Consider the following 18,833-nt stretch of genomic DNA (forward strand, 5'->3'; position numbering starts at 1 on the left):
CCGGTCCCCAGACACGGGTCGGTGCGCCGGTTCAGCGCGCGGCGGAACCGTCGCGCAGGGCTCGCGCCGCCGACGTGGCGAGGGTGTCGGCGATCTCGTTGTAGTGGTCGCCGGCGTGGCCCTTGACCCATCGCCATTCCACGTCATGCCGCTCGGTCTCCGCCACCAGGCGCTGCCACAGCTCCACGTTCTTCACCGGCTTCTTGGCGGCGGTCTTCCAGCCGTTGCGCTGCCAGCCGTTGACCCACTTGGTGATGCCGTCGCGCACGTACACCGAGTCGGTGTAGAGGATCACCGTCGACGGCCGGGTGAGCGCCGCAAGTCCTTCGATGGCCGCCTGCAGCTCCATCCGGTTGTTGGTGGTGTCCGGTTCGGAGCCGGAGAGCTCCTTCTCGGTTCCCTTGTACCGCAACACCGCGCCCCATCCACCGGGTCCCGGGTTGCCCAGGCACGCACCGTCCGTGGAGATCTCGACCACCGTATCGCTCATAGCGATCAACGCTACCGGCGCGGGCCGGTGCGCCCACGGGCAGGGCGAGGGCCGGGCCCCTCATGACCGCGCAGTTCGACGGACCTGATCTACCCCTGGCCGACCGGCCGATCAGTCCTTGAGCGGGCGGGCGATCAGATCGTGGGCCTCGGACCGGCCGTCGAGCAATCGGCTGGTCCGGCGATGCACCCGCCAGCCGGCCGAAGTCCGGTGCAGTTCCCAATGGTTGGCCGTCGCGCGGGCCACCGCGAACCGCCCGTCGCGATGGACCACCAGCAGGGAGTAGCCGACGGCGACCGCGGTGTCACCGTCCACCGTGACGTGCGACGGCCCCTGGAAATGGGCGCACCCGCCGGCGATCAGTGTCTGATGGGGCCCCGAGCGCACCATCTCGGTGACGGCCGACGCCCCGTCCATCATGTAGTCGTCCACCTCGTAGACGCCGTCGCCTGTCCAGAGCGCGCCCACCTCGTCGGCCGCCCCGTCGTCCACCAGAGGCCCGTACGAGGCGATCACCGCGGCGATCTCCCGTTCGTCTTCGAGGCCGCTCAGGCGCGCTTCGAGCGCGGCGAGTCGACGGTTCAACTCCGTCATCGTTCCTCCAGGTCGGCGAGGTCGGCCAAGGCGCTCAGCTGCGCCACATAGTCGGCCGCCGAGTCGGCGCGCACAGCGGCGTTGATCACCGTCGCTCCGGCCGCCGCGAAGTCGTCCAGAACGACGCGCGTGCGCGTCGGATCACCGGTGGGATCCAGCGGCGGAGTCGAGAGCACCACTTCAAAGCCCGCCGGAGGAGACACCTCGTCGAGCAGTTCGGACACCTGCCGGCGACCGAGCGCGAACGGCGTCCATCCGTCGGCGAGTTCGACGGCCCGACGCAATGACCGGCGCGTCCTGCCGCCGACCAGGAGCGGGACACGCTGCTGGACCGGTCGCGGATCGACCACCAGACCGGCGAAGTCGTAGAACTCCCCCGAATAAGCGGGCTGCTCCCGGCCCAGTCCCGCACGCAGGGCTCGCAGCGCGTCGTCGGCGCGGGCGCCCCGACCCTCGAACGGCGCGCCGAGCAGAGTGAACTCCTCACGCAGCGAACCGACGCCGACGCCGAGTGTCAGGCGCCCGCCGCTGATCACGTCGAGGGTTCCGTATCTCTTGGCGATCTCCAGCGGATGGTGGTAGCCGAGCACCAGCACCTGCGTGACGAACCGTATTCGCACGGTCTGCCCGGCGAGAAATCCGAAGGTGGACAGCGGATCCCAGTAAGTTCCACCGCGTTCTTCGGCGATCGGCATGGGGACGGCGACGTGCTCGCTACAGGTGAGATGCTCAAATCCCAGCCGGTCGGCAGCCTGCGCGATCCGGCCCAGCTCCTCGGGCCCGGCGTCGGCCTCCCACGGGGAGTACGCCCCGGGCAATCGAGTGACGACGGGCGTCGCCAGGCCCACCCGCACCTCAGAGCTCCGCATCTCGCGGTACACGCGCGAGCAGCTTCTCCATCATCCGCTGCTGAGCGAGCAGGATCTGCGCCCGATCCATCCCGTTGCTCGCCTCGGCCCGCTCCCGGTTGCCCCCCGCGATCCAGATCGGGCCGTCCTCGAGTCGGGACAGACCCTCGCGGGCGACGTCGCCGGGCTCGCTGGCAGTCATCCCGGGCACGTCGAACTGCAGCCCGGCCCGTTCCATCGCCGGGGTGCGAGTGACGCCGAGAATCAGCTCGAGCACGGCGATCCCGTGGGGTCGCGACTCCAGCCAGAGCGACTCTGCGAAGCTGCGGCCGAAGGCTTTCGCGGCACCGTACACGCTGAGCGTGGCACCACCGAGGTAGCCGCTGAGCGAGCCCACCAGCAGGATGCCGCCGCGGCCGGCGACGCGCATGCGCCGGCCGTAGTGGTGCACGAGGGCCAGGGGCGCGGTGATGTTGAGGTCGATGACCTTCTGAAAGCCGTCCAGGTCGCCGTCGAGGAATTCGCTGCCGTACGAGTTGGCGCCCGCGTTGTAGATCAGCAGGCCGACGTCGACATCGTCGGTGAGTTCGGTGATCGCGGTGATCGCCGCCGGATCGGTCAGATCCGCGGCGAGAGTCCACACGGTGGCGCCCTGTTCGCGCAGGGCAGCCGCCGTCTGTTCCAAGGGTCCGGATCGGCGGGCGATCAACACGAGGTTCACACCGGACTCCGCGAGTTGCTCGGCGAAGGCACGTCCCACCCCCTCCGATCCGCCGGCGACGACCGCCCACGGCCGGTACTTCCTCAGGTCGGTCATGTGGTCCTCCCCGATCGACTCCGGCAGCGGTAGTGCACGACGTCCCGCTCCGGACCTTAAGGCTGACACACGTTCTAGTTTTCGGGGAAGGCCTCCCGGTTCCGGCGACGGATTCGTCGGTAGCCGATCGACGGACACGGCGGGTGCCGACCACGGGGCCGATGCCCTCGGGTCAGCCCCGGTCGCGGTAGACGAAGCTCGCTACCTGCAAGTACGACACCCGCTCCGCGAGCCTGGTGCTCACCCTGCCCAACGCGTCATACACGTGCGCGTCCTTGCCGACCACCACTCGGGTCCGACCCTTCAGGGTCGCGTCGATCATCTTCCGTGCCGCCTTCGGCGCGGGCATGGCGAAGGCCTTCGCGACGGCCTCGGGAGTCCCCAGCGTCACTGCGCTCGCCCGAACCAGGTCAGTCCAGATCGTGCCGGGCACCACCGTGGTCGCGGTGACGTTCGACTTGCTGTTGCGCAGATCCTGTGCCAAGCCGTAGCCGAACTGTGCGACGGCGGCCTTCGACGCCCCGTACACGGCCGCCCCGGGCACAGGCACCAGGGCCGCAAGACTCGAGGTGATCATGACGACGCCGCCGTCCGGGCGTTCCTCGAGCAGCGGCAAGAAGGCGCGGGTCGACTCCACCGTGCCGTAGAAGTTCACGTCGACGATCTGGCGCATCCGCGCAGACTCGATCCCGCCGGCGGTCTCGAAGTTCTGAGCGATCCCCGCGAGGTTGAACAGGCCGTCGACCTGGCCGTGCCTGCCGACCACCGCAGAAGGGAAATGCCTGATCGCGTCCACGTCGGTGACGTCGAGCGGGTGCGTCGACAATCGCTCGCCGGCAGCGGCCTCCGCCGTGAGTTCGGCGAGGCCCTCGGCGTTCCGGTCGGCGGCCGCTACGCGGGCACCGCGATCGAGCAACTCCAACGCGACACAGCGACCGATTCCACTGCTCGCACCGGTTACTGCGAAGACCTTGCCCGCGCCCCGCGTCGGGCTCCTGCGTGAATGTCGTGACATTCCGGCACGGTAGCAGCGCTCCCGCCTCCGGGACGCCGCGACCACCGGGAGGCGTCCCGACCCGCACCGACCCGCGGTGCGGTCGGTTGACGACCTCGACTCGGCTCGACCGTCGACCGACTCAGGCGTGCTCCTGCCGGGCCCGGCCTGACGCATCGGCGTCGTCGGCGTCTTCGGCGATGCGTCGCAGCAGACGCCCGGCGAGCAGCAGCAGATCCCGCTCCACCGGGGTGCACGTGCTGTCGATCGCCTCGGCGAGCCATCGACTCCGCTTCGCACGATCCGATTCGAGTGTCTGCCGACCGGTTTCGGTGATCGAGATCAGCGTGGCGCGGGCATCGTTCGGGTCCGCAGTCCGCGAGACCAGGCCCCGCTCCTCGAGGGAACTGACCGTGCGCGCGATGGTCTGGGGAGCGACTCGTTCCCGGTCGGCCAGCGCACGGGCGCTCATCGGACCGATCCGATCCAGTTGCGCGAGGGCCTGCAGCTGCGTGGCGGTCAGGAGATGCCCCGACGACATCGTCCGGATCGTGCGCGTGAAGACGACGAGGTCCTCACGCAGGCCGTCGATGCTTCGGTCGGGGGATTCACTCAGATCGGTCATATAGACAGCATAGCTGGTCACTTCTCCCGCGATATTGGCACCAACGGGTTGTCAGCCGATAGACTTAGACAGCAATGCTGCCTTATTTTGAACGCCTCTTTGGTCAGAACCACCCGTTGAACTCACCGGAGCCTCGATGAAGCCGGGCACGCCGCTCGTCCCCAGCCTCGTCTACGCGGCGCTGACGACCTCAATCGTCTCCTCCCTCGGCATGCTCCTGGTCCCGGCGATCGCCGCCGATCTCGACGTGTCGATCAGCGCCGCCCAGTGGATGCTGACGATCAACCTGCTCGTGGGCGCCGTCGCGACACCGATCATGGGCAGGTTGTCCGACGGCCGGAACACCCGGCGACTGCTGTTGACCTCGCTCGGCATCATCCTCGCCGGATCGATCGTCGCCGCCGTCGCGCCCACTTTCACGATCTTCCTCGTCGGCCGCGCGCTGCAGGGACTGACGTACGGCATAGTGCCGGTGACCATCGTGCTGGCTCGGCGACACCTCGGCGCCGGTGACGCCGCGCCGGCCATCTCGACGCTGTCGGTCACGGTCGCCACCGGCCTCGGGCTCGGCTATCCGCTGACCGGAATGCTGGCGAGCCTGCTCGACTACCGCATCGCCTTCTGGTTCGCCGCCGGCTTCGTCCTGACCGCGATCGTGGTGGTCTGGCGCGGCGTCCCCGCCGACGGGGACGCCGGGACGTCCCGCCCGTTCGACACCGTCGGGGCCGCCCTGCTGTCGTTCGGCCTGGCGGGTCTGCTCATCACCGTCAGCCAGGGCTCTCACTGGGACTGGCTGTCGGCGCCGACATTCGCCGCCGCCCTCACCGGTGCGGCCTGCCTCGTCGCCTGGGCGGTCGTGGAACTGCGTTCCCGTGATCCGCTGATCAACCTGCACGTCGTCAAAGCCCCCGACGTCCTATTGGCGAACCTCACCGCCATCGGCCTCGGCGCCGCGATGTACATGAGCCTCTCGACCATCAGCATCATCGCGCAGGCGCCGGCGGCGACCGGATACGGTCTGGAGCTGCCGCTCTTCTGGGCCGGCTTCGTGATGCTGCCGTTGTCCGTCGGAAGCCTGGTCGGCAATCGTCTCGTCCGGCGCATGGGCCCCGCGTCGATGGCGGCGATGCTCCCGGCGGGATCGTCGGTCATGGCGGCCTCGGGGCTGATGATCTGGCTGACCAACGACGAGTTGTGGGAGATCCTCCTCGGCATGTTCCTGTTCGGCCTCGGCATGGGGGCGGCGTACGCCGCCATGCCTGCGCTCGTCGCGCGCAGCGTCGCCGCGTTCGAAGTGGGCAGCGCAGTCAGCTTCAACCAGGTGCTCCGCACCGTGGGCGGTGCGGTGGGCAGTGCGACGGTCGGTTCGATCCTCGCCGCCAGTCCCGGCCAGCACGGCATCGCCGTGGCGCTCGGCGTGGCCGCCGTGACCGCGTCGGCGGTGTGCGCCGCGCTGGTGGTCAATCAGATTCGGATCGGCCGGAACCCGACTCGGCGAGTCCGCCCGACATGAAGCGGCAAACCGAATCCCGCACCGGCCTGCGATCGCCCGTTGTTCTGCCCCAGGATTCTGGTTCCGCCCTATGCGGGACGCATAGGGCCGAACGAGAAACCCGGGGCGGAGCGAGAACCGGGGGCGGAACGCAGAACGCGGACGGAGCCAAGAACCCTGGGCGGAGCTGCCCGCACGGTATCGCGAGCTCGACGACGCCGATCTCAGACCTGGATCGGCGGGAACAGCTGCACCATCGAGTACTGCCGATTCCGGCGGACACCCCACGCGCTGATCAGCATGCTGACCACCAGAATCGACCCGAGCACCGCCACCGCGGTCCAGAACCGCCCGTCCACGCCGCCGCTGATCATCTGCCGCATGCCGGTGACGGCATAGCTCATCGGATCCCACGGGTGCAGGACCTGTGCCGGGGTGGCCGTGGTCGGCACCGGATAGATTCCGCCGGACGCCACGATCTGCACCATCAAGAATGCGAGCGTCGCCACCCGGCCCACCGCGACGCCGAGCAGGATGTTGAGCATCTGGATCACCGCCAGGAACGACCCGGCGATCAACAGCATGAACAGCAGCAGACCGACGGCGTGCGCGGCGTTCAGGCCGACGCCGTAGTGGGCGACGGTGAACATCACCACCACCTGTGCGGCAGCCAGGGCGACTGCCGGCCAGTACGACGCGAGCACGGAGCGCAGCCCGCCGAGGCCGCCGATCACCGAGCGCGTCTGCAGCGGCTTGATCAGCATCAGGATGATCATCGCGCCGATGAACAGCGCCAGGGTGAGGAAGAAGGGCGCGAAGCCCGCCCCGAAGGTGGGCGCCGGATTGTGGGTGACGCTCTTGAGCGCCACCGGCGTCGACATGTTGCCCGCCACGGTCTGCCGCTGAGCGTCGCCGCCGAAGTCGGGGATCTGCCGCACACCGTCGGACAGTCCGGTCGCCAGCTGCTGGGCGCCGTCGTGCAACTGCGGCATGCCCTCGGCGAGCTCGTTCGCACCCGAGCCGAGTTTGCGGCTGCCGTCGGTCAACTGCACCAGGCCGTCGGCCAGCGACTGTGATCCGGTCTTCAGCTGCTGCGCGCCCGACCGCAGTTCCGTCACCTTCTGGTCCAGACCGCCGGAGTTCAGCTGCTCGAGCATCGACCGCAGCGGCGACTCCGGATCCGCGAACTGCTTCGACAGCATCTCGGTCTGCGCACCGAGGCGCTGCGCCTGGGCCGTCGTGCCCGGGTCCACCCCGCCGGTCTGCAGAAAGCTCAGCACCGGCGTCAGCGCATCGGCGAGTGCGCGCTGGTTCGGATCACCGCTGCGACGCAGCGTGGTGAGAACCTTCGACAGCGTCTGCGCCGCCTGGGACTGCTGAGTGCCGGCCTCGCCGACCGCGCCCAGCAGGCCGGACAGCTGTGCACTCACCTGCCCCAGGTCTTTCGCGGTCTGCGCCGAGACCTTGAGGGACTGTGCTTCGGCGAGCAGCGGGACGAGCGGATCGGTGGCCGCGGTGATTCCGTCGGCCAGTTTCGCGTTGCCGTCGGCCAGTTTCGCTGCGCCGTCCCGCGCCGTGACGAGGTTCGACGACAGCTCCCCCGCGCCGTCGGCGAGCTTCTGCGCGCCGTCGTTCGCCCGACCGAGCCCCTCGGCCAGCTGCCCGGCGCCGTCGGCCGCGCGCACCAGCCCGCCGCCCGCGCTCTGCAGGCCGAGCAGCACCTGGTCGACGGCCTGTTCACCGATCTTCTCGTTGATGGCGTCGACCACCTGCGTGGCCGCGTTGTTGCCGATGACGCTGGCGAGATAGTTGTTCGCGTCGTTGAAGGTGAAGTCGATGGTCGCCTTCCGCGGATCGTCGCCGGTCGCCGAGGCGATCGCCGCGCTGAAGTCGGTCGGGATGGTGATGGTGAAGTAGTAGCGGCCGTGCGCGAGCCCGTCGGCGGCATCGGCGGCGTCGGTGGGCCGCAGATCGAGCTGCCCGCTGGCCTGCAAGCTCGCCGCCACCTCGTCGCCGGCCCGCAGGTCCCGGCCCTGTGAACTCGCGCCGGTGTCCTCGTTGACCAGTGCGACCGGCAGCTTGTTCACCTCGTCGAACGGATTCCAGAAGACCCACAGGTACATCGCGCCGTACAGCAGCGGCAGCAGAACGATGGTGATGATCGCGACGCGCGGCATCACCCCCTTGGAGTACCGCTTGAGTTCGGTGCCGAGTGACATTCCAGCGAACACGTCTAGGCCTCTTTTCCGGATTCGGGCTCGGCGGGTGGGGCGAGGTCGACGGGGATCAGCGTCCGGTGCCCCAGATCGGGGTCGACGTCGTTCACCGTGCAGGTGACGACGGTCTGTCGTTCTCCCAGGGCGGCGAGGCGGCGGACCAGGATCCGCTGGTTCTCGTCACTGGTCACCTGATCGATGTTTCCGACCACCAGCAGCGGCGGGCACCCGGTGTTGGCGAGCGCGACGCGGAGCAGGAGCCCGTCGAGTTCAGACAGGTACTGGACGAAGGTGTCCAGCGGAGGCAGCGGACGATCGCCGAAGACCGGGCGGCAGAGCGCCTCGTACGCGGCCTGATCGGCCCTGCGGAGCATCCGGTACCACGGGGCGTCCCAGCGCAGTTGCTCGTTGATCAGATCGCGGACCCGCACCGAGGTGTAGTGGCTGTCGAGGTCGTGAATCGCCGCCAGTGCGGACACGGCGAAGATGCGCTTCGCTCCGGTGCGGCCGAGCACCGTGAGGGAGCCCGACTTGGGCTTCATCCGCCCGGCGAGGGTCATCTGCAGCGCCGTGCGGCCGGGACCGGCGGGCGCGCGCAGCACGGTGAGGCCGCCGGCGGGCACGTCGAGGTCGAGCGGGCCGTAGACACGGCCCCACGGGCCGTCCTGGGTGATGCCGCGGGCGACGACCGCGGGCATCGGAGCAGTCTGAATCACGGGTGCCGACGCTAGTCCTCAGCCACCGCTTCCGTCACCGCCTAGCGCCCCGGAGTGTGAAAACGCACGTTCTCAGATCGAGGGTGATCGTTGCCACTCCGACGCCGAACTGCCAGGTCAGACGATCCCGCCCGCGCGCAGCCGTACCAATTCGGCGGGACCGAGGCCGAGCACTTCGGAAAGCACGGCCTCGGTGTCGGCACCAAGCCGATGGGCAGGCGCAGCACCCGAGTATCGCTCGTCGAAGCGCAGCGGCGAACTCGCGGAGATCACCTCACCGATGCCCGGCTGCCCAAGGGCGGCCAGCACCGGTTCGGCATCGGGGTGGGCGACGAAGTCGGCCGCGACTTCCGAGGTCGTCTTGTACGGCCCCCACAGCACACCGGCAGCGGTGAGGGCGGCCTCGACCTCGTCGGTGCCGGTGGACGCGAACCACGGTGTGAGCACGGCCTCGATCACCTCCCGGTGCGCGTAGCGCCCCTCATCGGTACCGAAGTCGGCGCCCAGCGACATCTCCAACGCGCTGAACACCTCAGTGGTACCGGTCGCGGCACCGATGGCCTGCCACTGCCTCGGTGTCAGCGCCACGATCATGATGCGGTCGCCGTCGGCGGTCGCGAAGTCGACGCCGAAACTGCCGTACAGGTGGTTGCCGTGCCTGGCCCGGTCGCCGCGCTCGGCCGCTTCGGAGTACCAGCCGAGGTCGGCCACGGCCGCCATCGCCACATCGGACAACGCCACTTCGACCAGGGCGCCCTCGCCGGTGCGATCCCGGCGCCGCAGCGCCGCGAGCACACCGCTCACCACCTGCTGACCGCAGAGGAAGTCCCAGGCAGGAAGCACGTGGTTGACCGGCGCATCGGTATACGACGGTCCCGTCATGTTCGCGACCCCGCTGCCTCCGTTGACCGTGTAGTCGACCGCCGGGCCACCGTCCGATCGGCCCTGGACGCGCACCGAGATCACGTCCGTGCGCCGTCCGCGCAGCGCGTCGTACGAGAACCACGACCGTCCCACCGCGTTGTCGACGACGATGCCGGCGTCCGGGCCCGGCGCCGTCGCCAGGCTCAGCAGCAGGTCTCGCCCTTCCTGCTCACGCAGGTTCAGTACGACGGACTTCTTGCCGCGGTTGAGTGAGTTCCAGTACAGACTCTCGCCACTCCGCGCCGAAAGCGGCCATCGCCGGTAGTCGGCGTTGCCGCCGAGCGGATCCACGCGGATCACTTCGGCGCCCAGTTGGGCGAGCGCCAGGCCGGCCGAGGGCCCGGCGACGAAACTCGCGAATTCAACGATGCGAACTCCCTCGAGGGGACGGTCGTCGGTCACGGGGTGCTCCTTTGCGCTTGGTCAGTCTGTTCTGGGGCTGCGCCGAACTCCGCACGCACTGCTTCGGAGTGCTGACCGAGCGCCGGCACCACGCCGTCACCGGCCTCCCAGTGCCGGGCCAGGGCAGCCGGACGCAGGGCCGGCGCCGGACCACCCGGAGTCTGAACTTCCCGCCATCGGCCGCGCGCCCGGAGTTGAGGATGCTCGGCCAGATCGGTGACGACGTTGTAGCGGGCGTTGCCGATTCCCGCCGCGTCGGCCCGGTCCTGGATCTCGGCGAGGGTGTGCCGGGCGCACCACTCGGCGACGATCTCGTCGACCTCGTCGCGCGCAGCGCAGCGGTCCTCGTTGCGGGCGAGATGCCGGGCGCCGGCCAGTTCGGGTCGTCCGATCATGTCGATCAGCCGCAGCCACTCGCGGTCACTGGTGGTGCCCAACACCGCGGTCTGACCGTCCTTCGTCGGATACGCGCCGTAGGGCGCGACGATCGGCGCTCCCATGCCGACCGGCTCGGGCACCGTCCCGGTGTGGATCGCCTGATTCAGCGGCGCGCCCATGAACTCGGCGATGACGTCGAGCATGGCGATCTCGATGATCGCACCCGCACCGGTGCGCTCCCGCTCGTAGAGCGCGGCCAGGACCGAGGAGTACACGTACAGGGCCGTGCCGATGTCGGCGACGGGGACCCCCAGCTTGGCCGGCTGACCGGGCAAGCCGGTCATTGAACACATACCGCCCTCGGATTGGATCAGCAGGTCGTAGGCGCGCTTGTGATCGAGAGGACCGCCCTTCCCGTATCCGGAGACATCGACGATCACCAGACGCGGGAACTCCTCGTGCAGGCCGTCGACGCCCAGTCCCAGCCGGTCGAGCGCGCCCGGCGCGAGGTTGGAGACGAAGACGTCGGCACCGGCCAGGAGGCGGCGCAGCAGCGCGAGGTCGTCATCGGTGCGGGCGTCGAGCGCCACCGATTCCTTGCCGTAGTTGAGCCAGGTGAAATGCGCGCTCGTGCCGTGCACCCCGCCGTCGTAGTGACGGGTCGAGTCGCCGCCGCGCGGCTGCTCCACTTTGATGACCCGCGCACCGAGGTCGGCCAGGTGCCGCGTCGCCAGCGGAGCTGAGATCGCCTGCTCCATGCTCACGACAGTGATACCGTCGAGCGGCCTGCTCACTGCTCGCCCTCGTTCGACGAGAGCGGCGCACCTCGCATTGGGAGAACACCCTCACCGGGTCGTTCCGCCCGCAGCGTCGTGAACTGCTCGTATGACTGCACTGTGCTCGTGGTCCTCTCGGGGTCTGCGTCGGCCGCGCCCGACGCGGGCGGAGCGCACTGATTGTCGGCTGCCTCACATTCGGAGCCCTCAGATGACCTAGAATATATTATGTTTTCAAGTGTCCAGGTTAGGCCGTCCGAGATTCTCGTCGCAGCGACAGCGAGCGGCTTCCACTCAGATCCGACAGGAGTGCCGATGACTCAGCAGGTCAGCGACGAAGACTTCGAACAGATCCATGCCGCCGTGCGTGAGTTCATCCGGACCCGCGTGGTCCCCCGCGAGCGCGAGATCGCCGACACCGACGCGATCCCGGAGGACATCCGCCAGGCGGCCAAGGACATCGGCCTCTTCGGCTACGCCATTCCGCAGGAGTGGGGCGGTCTCGGCCTGAACCTCACGCAGGACGTCGAGCTGGCCATGGAGTTCGGCTACACGGCGCTGGCGCTGCGCTCGATGTTCGGCACCAACAACGGCATCGCCGGTCAGGTTCTGGTGAATTTCGGCACCGACGAGCAGAAGGCGCAGTGGCTGGAGAAGATCGCCTCCGGCGAGGTCGTGGCCTCGTTCGCCCTCACCGAACCCGGCGCCGGATCCAACCCCGCCGGTCTGCGCACCAAAGCCCGCCAGGACCACAACGGCGCCGGCGCCGGGAGCGCAGCGAGCGGGCCGAACGGTGACTGGGTGATCGACGGCGCCAAGTGCTTCATCACCAACGCCGCGCTCTCGAACCTGCTGGTCACCTTCGCGCGGACCCGCCCGGCCGACGAGAATGGCCCGGGTATCGCGGCCTTCCTGGTGCCCACCGACACACCCGGCGTCACCGTCGCCCCGCACGACGAGAAGATGGGCCAGCAGGGCGCCTGGACCTCCGACGTGCACTTCGACGGTGTCCGTGTTCCGGCGTCCGCCCTGGTCGCCGGCGACGAGGACGCCGGATACAAGGCCGCCATGACCTCTCTCGCCCGCGGTCGCGTGCACATCGCGGCCCTCGCTGTCGGCTCGGCACAGCGCGCTCTGGACGAGTCGCTGCGGCATGCGGCGGTGACCACTCAGGGCGGCACCCCGATCGGCGACTTCCAACTGGTGCAAGCGCACCTCGCGGACATGCAGACCGGCATCATGGCCGGCCGTGCGCTGGTCCGCGACGCGGCCGTCAAGTACGTGTCCGGTGAGGATCGCCGCATCGCACCGTCGGTCGCGAAGCTGTTCTGCACCGAGATGGCCGGCGACGTGGCAGACAAAGCCGTCCAGGTACACGGCGGCAGCGGCTACATGCGCGAGATGACGGTCGAGCGGATCTATCGCGACGTCCGGCTGCTCCGGCTGTACGAGGGCACCAGTGAGATCCAGCGCCTCATCATCGGCGGCGGTCTGGTCCGCGCCGAGAAGAAGAAGCAGGGCCAGTGAACGCCGCCTCGCTCGCCGCCGCCTCGGCCGGCACCCTGCTGTTCGTGCCGGGTGACCGGCCTGAGCGATTCGGCAAGGCCGCTGCCGCCGGAGCCGATCTGGTGGTCCTCGACCTGGAGGACGCCGTCGCCCCGGAGAACAAGGAGGCGGCGCGCGCAAACGTCGCGGCATGGGCCGCGGAACACGTATGCGCGGTCCGCGTGAACGCCGCCGACACTCCCTGGTACGCCGACGATCTGGCCGCACTGGCCGGCACCGGCTGCGCAGTGATGGTTCCCAAGGCCGAGAACGCCCGGACCCTGGCCGCGATCGGCTCGCCGCACGCGGTGATCGCCCTCGTCGAGACCGCCGCGGGGGTGCTCGCCGCCGGTGAGATCGCCGCATGCGACGGCGTCGTCCGACTTGCCTTGGGCACCTTCGACCTGGCCGCGCAGCTCGGCGTCGATCCGGTGGACAGCGAGGCGCTCGCCGCCGCCGTCGACGCCGCGGGCGTGGCGAAGGTCGACGGTGCGATGGTGGACAAGCCGGTCGTCGAACGCGCCCAACGCATCTTGTCGCGCGCGGGCGAATGACCGCGCGCCGCTACCACCGACATCGCAACGAAACGGAGAATCACATGGCAGCAGGACTGCTGGCGGGCAAGACCGCGATCATCACCGGCGGAGGGCAGGGCATCGGTCTCGCGATCGCCGAACGCTTCGTCGCCGAAGGCGCCCGCGTGGTGCTCGGCGACATGAACGGCGAGGCCGTCACCGCGGCGGCGACGACGCTGGGCGACGGGGTGGCCGTCGGCGTCGCGGGGAACGTCACTTCCTCCGCCGACGTGGACACCCTGATCGCCACGGCGCTCGACCGCTTCGGCTCGCTGGACGTGATGGTCAACAACGCCGGCATCACCCGCGATGCGACCATGCGCAACATGCCCGAGGAGCACTTCGATCAGGTGATGAACGTGCACCTGAAGGGCACCTGGCTGGGCACCCGCGCCGCCGCCGCGGTGATGCGTGAACAGGGCAGCGGCGCCATCGTGAACATGTCGTCCATCTCCGGCAAGGTGGGCAATATCGGCCAGACCAACTACTCCGCTGCCAAGGCCGGCATCATCGGGCTCACCAAGGCCGCCGCCAAAGAAGTGGCGTTCAAGGGGGTCCGCATCAACGCGATCCAGCCCGGCCTGATCCGCACGGCGATGACCGAGGCCATGCCGCAGAAGGCCTGGGACTCGAAGATGGCCGAGATCCCGATGGGTCGGGCCGGCGAGCCGGACGAGATCGCCAAGGTCGCGCTCTTCCTCGCATCGGACCTGTCGTCGTACATGACGGGCACCGTCATGGAAGTGACCGGTGGACGGTACATGTGATCATGTCCGACACCGCTTCTTGGGAACCGCACACCGTCGTCACCGAGGAATTGATCGACCCGGCACCCGTCGCGGCCCTGGCGGCGCTGTTCGACGACGGTCTGCCCGCTCCGGCTCCGGGCGACCCGCTTCCGCCGCTGTGGCATTGGGTCGCGCTTCCGCGCTGGAGCGTCTCCTCACAGCTGTCCGTCGACGGCCACCCGTTCCGCGGTTCGTTCCTGCCGCCGGTCGACCTTCCGCGCCGGATGTTCGCGGGCGGATCGGTCCGGTTCACCGGCACCGTCGAGGTCGGCGACACGGTCGGCCGGGAAGCCGCCGTCGAGTCTGTCACCGAGAAGAACGGCCGCAGCGGCAAGCTGGTGATCGTCGTGACCTCGACGACCCTGTACGCACCGGACGGCACACCCGCGCTCACTGAGAAGCAGAACATCATCTACCGGGAGGCCGCGGCGCCGTCGTCCGGTTCCGCTCGCGCGCCGGAGGCTGCGGCGGCCCACGTTCCGTCCGGCCCGCCGATCGTCGCCGACGGCGCGGGCGTGTGGGACTTCCGCACCGACCCGACGCTGCTGATGCGATTCTCCGCGGCCACCGCCAACGCCCACCGGATCCACTACGACTGGCCGTATGCGACCGTCGTGGAGGGCTACCCTGGCCTCGTGGTGCACGGACCGTTGATGACGCTCTCGCTCGCCGAGACGCATCGCCTCTCCGGGGATCTGGAGCCCGTCACCGCCCTCGAGCACCGCAATGCCGCACCACTGTTCTGCGGTCAGTCCGCAACGCTTCGTGCCCGGCGAACCGGAGCGGGCAAGACCGTCGAGCTCTTCGGCCCACAGGGCGCCGGCGGCGGAGCGGGCACGACGCTCGAGCTCACCCTGACCTGACCCCGCCAAGGAGAACCCGCCATGACCCGAATCTTCGCCTCACTGGACGACGTCCGCGCCGCACTCGGCGAGGAGATCGGCCCGAGTACCGCCGTCACCGTCGACCAGGCGCGGATCAACGCCTTCGCCGACGCCACCGGCGACCACCAGTGGATCCACGTCGACCCGGAACGGGCGGCCACCGGGCCGTTCGGCACCACCATCGCGCACGGATACCTGACGCTGTCGCTGGTCCCGCTCTTCGGCGCCGATCTGTTCGACCTTCAGTTCGGCGGCGCCCGCGTGAACTACGGCGCCAACAAGGTGCGGTTTCCGTCCCCGGTGCCAGTCGACAGCGAATTGACGGCCACCGCCACCTTCACCGACCTGACCGATTCGGCGGCCGGTGCGGTGCTGACGGTCACGTACGTGGTCACTGTGACCGGTGCTGCCAAGCCGAGTCTGGTGGCCGAGACCCTCGTGGTGATCACTCCCTGACTTCGCGGGGCGCCGTCAGGGAATGCGCTCGAAGACCGCCGCGAGGCCCTGCCCGCCGCCGATGCACATCGTCTCCAGCGCATAACGACCGGCCCGGCGATCGAGTTCACGGAGCATGGTGGCCAGGATCCGGACACCGGTCGCTCCGACCGGGTGACCGAGGGAGATGCCCGAGCCGTTGACGTTCATCCGCCCCAGGTCGTCGTCGCCGAGGCCCCAGGCCGCCGTGCAGGCCAGGACCTGAGCGGCGAAGGCCTCGTTGAGTTCGATCAGGTCGAGATCTGCGAATCGCAGGCCGGCCCGCTCGAGCACCCGGTCGGTCGACGGGACCGGTCCGATGCCCATCCGCTCCGGCTCGACGCCGGCCACCGCCCAGGTGACCAGTCGCGCGAGCGGTCGCAGGCCGAGATGCTCGGCCTTCTCCCGGGTCGTCACGATGCAGACCGCGGCGCCGTCGTTCTGCCCGCTGGCATTGCCGGCGGTGACCGTGGCTTCAGGATCGATACGACGACGCACGGCCCGCAGAGCGGCGAGAGCTTCGAGCGAGACGTCGCGACGCGGGTGCTCGTCTCGGTCGTGCGTGACCTCGCCCGTCCGCGCGGCCACGGTCACCGGCACGATCTCGTCGGCGAACCGCCCGGCGTCCTGCGCAGCCACGGCGCGACGATGCGAGTGGTAGGCCAGTCGGTCCTGCGCCTCGCGGGTGATCGAGTATTCGCGGCGGAGGGTCTCCGCCGTCTCCAGCATTCCGCCTTCCACCGGATGATGCTTGCCGCCCGAGGTGACGCGGCCGCGGCCGATACGGTCCATGAGCGCGGTGTCCGCGCCGCGCAGCCCGAAACGCAGACCGAGCGCGTAGTGCTCGGCCTGGCTCATGCTGTCGGCGCCGCCGGCCAGGACCAGGTCGCAGACGCCGGTCTGCACGCGCATGGCCGCGTCGATCACCGCCTGCAGACCCGAGCCGCAGCGGCGGTCCACCTGCAGGCCGGGGACGCCGATGTCCAGGCCGGCGTCGAGTGCGGCGATGCGCCCGATGGCCGGCGCCTCGCCGTTGGGATAGCACTGGCCGAAGATCACGTCGTCGATGTCGGTGCTCCCGATACCGGTTCGATCGACCAGCGCCGTCACCACGGCCGACGCGAGGTCGGCGGCGGGCACGGAGGCGAACATGCCGCCGTATCCGCCGACGGGCGTCCGAACGGGTTCACAGATCACGGCGTCGCGCATGTGCGTCGGTCCTTTCGGAATCCTGTCCGCCCGGAAGTCTGCGACGGCGAACACTTCAGAAGAATATTATATTATGCTCAACCAGCCCACGCGTCGCCCTCCCTAAGGACTCCCACCAATGCCCCGACTCTGCGAGACCGCCGACCTGACCGACGCTCAGCACGACATCCTCGCGACCGTCCGCGACTTCGTCGACGAGCAGATCATTCCGGTCGCCACCGAGCTCGAGCATCGCGACGAGTACCCGTCCGAGATTGTCGCCACGATGAAAGATGTCGGCGTCTTCGGCCTCACCATCCCCGAAGAGTACGGCGGCCTCGGCGAATCTCTTCTCACTTACGCGCTGGTCGTCGAGGAGCTGTCCCGAGGCTGGATGAGCGTGTCGGGCATCGTGAACACCCACTTCATCGTCGCCTACCTTCTCCTGCAGCACGGCACCGACGAACAACGGCAGAAGTACCTCCCGCGCCTCGCTGCCGGCGAGCTCACTGGCGCGTTCTCCATGTCCGAGCCCGCCCTGGGCTCGGATGTAGCCGCCATCGGCACCACCGCCCGCGCGAACGCTGACGGCACATACACGATCAACGGCCAGAAGATGTGGCTCACCAACGGCGCTTCGTCGTCGCTGGTGGCAGTGCTGGTCCGCACACCGGGACACGGCGAGAAGGCGCACCAGAATCTGACGACCTTCCTCATCGAGAAGACCCCCGGATTCGGGGCGGTCGCGCCCGGCCTCACGATCCCCGCGAAGATCGAGAAGATGGGCTACAAGGGCGTCGACACCACCGAGCTGATCTTCGACGGCTACTCCATCTCCGCCGGCGAGATCCTGGGCGGTCAGCCCGGCCGAGGCTTCTACCAGATGATGGACGGCGTCGAAGTGGGCCGTGTGAACGTCGCCGCACGAGGCGTCGGCATGGCTCATCGGGCATTCGAACTGGGCGCCTCGTACGCGCAGCAGCGCGAGACCTTCGGCAAGCCGATCGCTCAGCATCAAGCTGTCCTCTTCCGGCTCGCCGAGATGGGCACCAAGGTCGAAGCCGCCCACCAGATGGTGGTCCGGGCCGCCCGACTCAAGGACGCCGGCAGGCGCAACGACCTCGAAGCCGGCATGGCCAAGTACCTGGCCTCGGAATACTGCCACGACGTGGTGGAAGACGCCTTCCGCATCCACGGCGGCTACGGCTACGCGAAGGGGTACGAGATCGAGCGCCTCTACCGCGAGGCGCCGATGCTGCTGATCGGCGAGGGTACCGCCGACATCCAGCGCATGATCATCGGCCGGCGGCTACTCGAGAACTACGCGCCGTGAGGGATGCGGAGAGGCCAGAACGACGGCGCACGGCTATCATTCGCCGTCCTGCCACAGGCCCCGCTTGGCCAGGTTAGCGACCAGTTCGTCGGCCCCCGACATGATGTGCGCCCGCATCAGGTCCGCCGCACGATCGCCGTCTCGGTCAGCGAGCGCAGCGATGATCTTGGGATGCGCCTCCATCGTGTCGTCGGTGTGCCCCTCGATGTCGTTGTAGAAGCGATTCGGCAGCTGCCGGACGATCGACGCCAGCATGGCGGCCAGCCGGCGCGATCCGGCGGCCAGGTTGACTGAACGGTGAAACTCGTGGCCCAGCCGGACCGTGGCCTCGTCGTCTCCGTCCGCCAGCGCCGCCGTGTGCCGTTCATAGAGAGTGCGCAGGTGATCGAGTTGCTCTGCGGTGACCCCCGCTGCGGCCCTCCGCGCCAGCTCCGCGGCCAAGACCGCTTGCGCCCAGAAGAGGTCGCGCACATCTTGGCTGCTGAACTCGCTCACCACGAAGCCGCGACGCGGCACGAGTTCGACGAATCCCTCCCCCGACAGGATGAGGAGGCCCTCCCGGACCGGGGTGTTGCTGACTCCGACCGCCTTCGCGATGGGCGCGGTGCGCAGAAAGTCGCCGGGCCGCACCTCGCCAGAGATGATCATCTCGCGCACATAGGCGGCCACGTCCTCGGGCAGTTGACGCCGATGTGCGCCGACTCCGGACCGAGATTCCACCGTCATCTACGCACCCGCCGTTTCTGTTCCGGAATCGGATTAGCACTGAAACAG

The 18,833-nt window shown here is 69.1% G+C and carries 19 protein-coding genes; 7 read left to right on the plus strand and 12 right to left on the minus strand.

The window, feature by feature from the left end:
* Positions 1-31 precede the first annotated feature (31 nt).
* The 6 genes from rnhA to C6V83_RS00990 form a co-directional block, all read right to left on the minus strand.
* Positions 32-490 carry a ribonuclease HI gene (gene rnhA, locus C6V83_RS00965; RefSeq protein WP_105940819.1) on the minus strand — a complete coding sequence of 153 codons (459 nt, stop codon included), beginning with the start codon at positions 488-490 and terminating at the stop codon, positions 32-34.
* Between the two features lie 111 nt (positions 491-601).
* A complete protein-coding gene (locus tag C6V83_RS00970; protein ID WP_105940820.1) occupies positions 602-1,084 on the minus strand; it encodes a nuclear transport factor 2 family protein in 483 nt (160 codons plus the stop codon).
* Complete coding sequence (locus tag C6V83_RS00975) at positions 1,081-1,953, minus strand: LLM class F420-dependent oxidoreductase (protein ID WP_105943626.1); 873 nt, start codon at positions 1,951-1,953, stop codon at positions 1,081-1,083. The genes C6V83_RS00970 and C6V83_RS00975 overlap by 4 nt, the downstream gene beginning before the upstream one ends.
* Positions 1,940-2,749 carry an SDR family NAD(P)-dependent oxidoreductase gene (locus tag C6V83_RS00980; RefSeq protein WP_105940821.1) on the minus strand — a complete coding sequence of 270 codons (810 nt, stop codon included), beginning with the start codon at positions 2,747-2,749 and terminating at the stop codon, positions 1,940-1,942. Before C6V83_RS00980 ends, C6V83_RS00975 begins: the two co-directional genes overlap by 14 nt.
* 172 nt (positions 2,750-2,921) lie before the next feature.
* A complete protein-coding gene (locus C6V83_RS00985) occupies positions 2,922-3,764 on the minus strand; it encodes an SDR family NAD(P)-dependent oxidoreductase (protein ID WP_105940822.1) in 843 nt (280 codons plus the stop codon).
* A gap of 121 nt (positions 3,765-3,885) precedes the next feature.
* Positions 3,886-4,368 carry a MarR family winged helix-turn-helix transcriptional regulator gene (locus tag C6V83_RS00990; protein ID WP_105940823.1) on the minus strand — a complete coding sequence of 161 codons (483 nt, stop codon included), beginning with the start codon at positions 4,366-4,368 and terminating at the stop codon, positions 3,886-3,888.
* A 136-nt stretch (positions 4,369-4,504) separates the two neighbouring features.
* Here C6V83_RS00990 and C6V83_RS00995 point away from each other — a divergent pair, with 136 nt between their 5' ends.
* Positions 4,505-5,881 (plus strand): MFS transporter, encoded by a 1,377-nt coding sequence (locus C6V83_RS00995; protein WP_105940824.1) that lies wholly within the window; start codon positions 4,505-4,507, stop codon positions 5,879-5,881.
* A gap of 203 nt (positions 5,882-6,084) precedes the next feature.
* On the opposite strand, the gene C6V83_RS01000 is transcribed toward C6V83_RS00995, so the two are convergent.
* The 4 genes from C6V83_RS01000 to C6V83_RS01015 all read right to left on the minus strand — a co-directional run bounded on the left by C6V83_RS01000 (position 6,085) and on the right by C6V83_RS01015 (position 11,290).
* On the minus strand, positions 6,085-8,091 hold the full coding sequence (locus C6V83_RS01000; protein WP_105940825.1) for a YhgE/Pip domain-containing protein: 2,007 nt from the start codon (positions 8,089-8,091) through the stop codon (positions 6,085-6,087).
* A 2-nt stretch (positions 8,092-8,093) separates the two neighbouring features.
* Positions 8,094-8,774: a P-loop NTPase family protein gene (locus tag C6V83_RS01005; protein ID WP_105940826.1), complete on the minus strand. Its 681-nt coding sequence runs from the start codon at positions 8,772-8,774 to the stop codon at positions 8,094-8,096.
* Positions 8,775-8,909: 135 nt separating this feature from the next.
* The gene (locus C6V83_RS01010; protein WP_105940827.1) at positions 8,910-10,118 is read right to left on the minus strand and encodes a CoA transferase; all 1,209 of its coding nucleotides are present in this window, start codon (positions 10,116-10,118) and stop codon (positions 8,910-8,912) included.
* On the minus strand, positions 10,115-11,290 hold the full coding sequence (locus tag C6V83_RS01015) for a CaiB/BaiF CoA transferase family protein (RefSeq protein WP_105940828.1): 1,176 nt from the start codon (positions 11,288-11,290) through the stop codon (positions 10,115-10,117). Before C6V83_RS01015 ends, C6V83_RS01010 begins: the two co-directional genes overlap by 4 nt.
* Before the next feature lie 297 nt (positions 11,291-11,587).
* Between C6V83_RS01015 and C6V83_RS01020 the strand changes: the two genes are divergently transcribed.
* The 5 genes from C6V83_RS01020 to C6V83_RS01040 are packed head-to-tail and all read left to right on the plus strand — an operon-like array spanning position 11,588 to position 15,520.
* Positions 11,588-12,799, plus strand: a complete 1,212-nt coding sequence (locus C6V83_RS01020; RefSeq protein ID WP_105940829.1) for an acyl-CoA dehydrogenase family protein — start codon at positions 11,588-11,590, stop codon at positions 12,797-12,799.
* Complete coding sequence (locus C6V83_RS01025; protein WP_105940830.1) at positions 12,796-13,371, plus strand: aldolase/citrate lyase family protein; 576 nt, start codon at positions 12,796-12,798, stop codon at positions 13,369-13,371. The genes C6V83_RS01020 and C6V83_RS01025 overlap by 4 nt, the downstream gene beginning before the upstream one ends.
* A 44-nt stretch (positions 13,372-13,415) precedes the next feature.
* The gene (gene fabG, locus C6V83_RS01030; RefSeq protein ID WP_199832561.1) at positions 13,416-14,159 is read left to right on the plus strand and encodes a 3-oxoacyl-ACP reductase FabG; all 744 of its coding nucleotides are present in this window, start codon (positions 13,416-13,418) and stop codon (positions 14,157-14,159) included.
* Between the two features lie 2 nt (positions 14,160-14,161).
* Positions 14,162-15,043: an FAS1-like dehydratase domain-containing protein gene (locus tag C6V83_RS01035; protein WP_105940831.1), complete on the plus strand. Its 882-nt coding sequence runs from the start codon at positions 14,162-14,164 to the stop codon at positions 15,041-15,043.
* A gap of 21 nt (positions 15,044-15,064) precedes the next feature.
* Positions 15,065-15,520, plus strand: a complete 456-nt coding sequence (locus C6V83_RS01040; RefSeq protein ID WP_105940832.1) for a MaoC family dehydratase — start codon at positions 15,065-15,067, stop codon at positions 15,518-15,520.
* A 15-nt stretch (positions 15,521-15,535) separates the two neighbouring features.
* Here the strand turns inward: C6V83_RS01040 and C6V83_RS01045 are convergent, their stop codons facing one another.
* Positions 15,536-16,747 carry an acetyl-CoA C-acetyltransferase gene (locus C6V83_RS01045; RefSeq protein WP_105940833.1) on the minus strand — a complete coding sequence of 404 codons (1,212 nt, stop codon included), beginning with the start codon at positions 16,745-16,747 and terminating at the stop codon, positions 15,536-15,538.
* 118 nt (positions 16,748-16,865) lie between these two features.
* Here C6V83_RS01045 and C6V83_RS01050 point away from each other — a divergent pair, with 118 nt between their 5' ends.
* On the plus strand, positions 16,866-18,059 hold the full coding sequence (locus C6V83_RS01050) for an acyl-CoA dehydrogenase family protein (protein ID WP_105940834.1): 1,194 nt from the start codon (positions 16,866-16,868) through the stop codon (positions 18,057-18,059).
* A gap of 36 nt (positions 18,060-18,095) precedes the next feature.
* Here the strand turns inward: C6V83_RS01050 and C6V83_RS01055 are convergent, their stop codons facing one another.
* Positions 18,096-18,785, minus strand: coding sequence for a GntR family transcriptional regulator (locus tag C6V83_RS01055; RefSeq protein ID WP_105940835.1), 690 nt, complete (start codon positions 18,783-18,785; stop codon positions 18,096-18,098).
* Between the last annotated feature and the right edge of the window lie 48 nt (positions 18,786-18,833).

It is taken from the genome of Gordonia iterans (genome assembly GCF_002993285.1).
GTDB classification, from domain to species: Bacteria; Actinomycetota; Actinomycetes; order Mycobacteriales; family Mycobacteriaceae; genus Gordonia; species Gordonia iterans.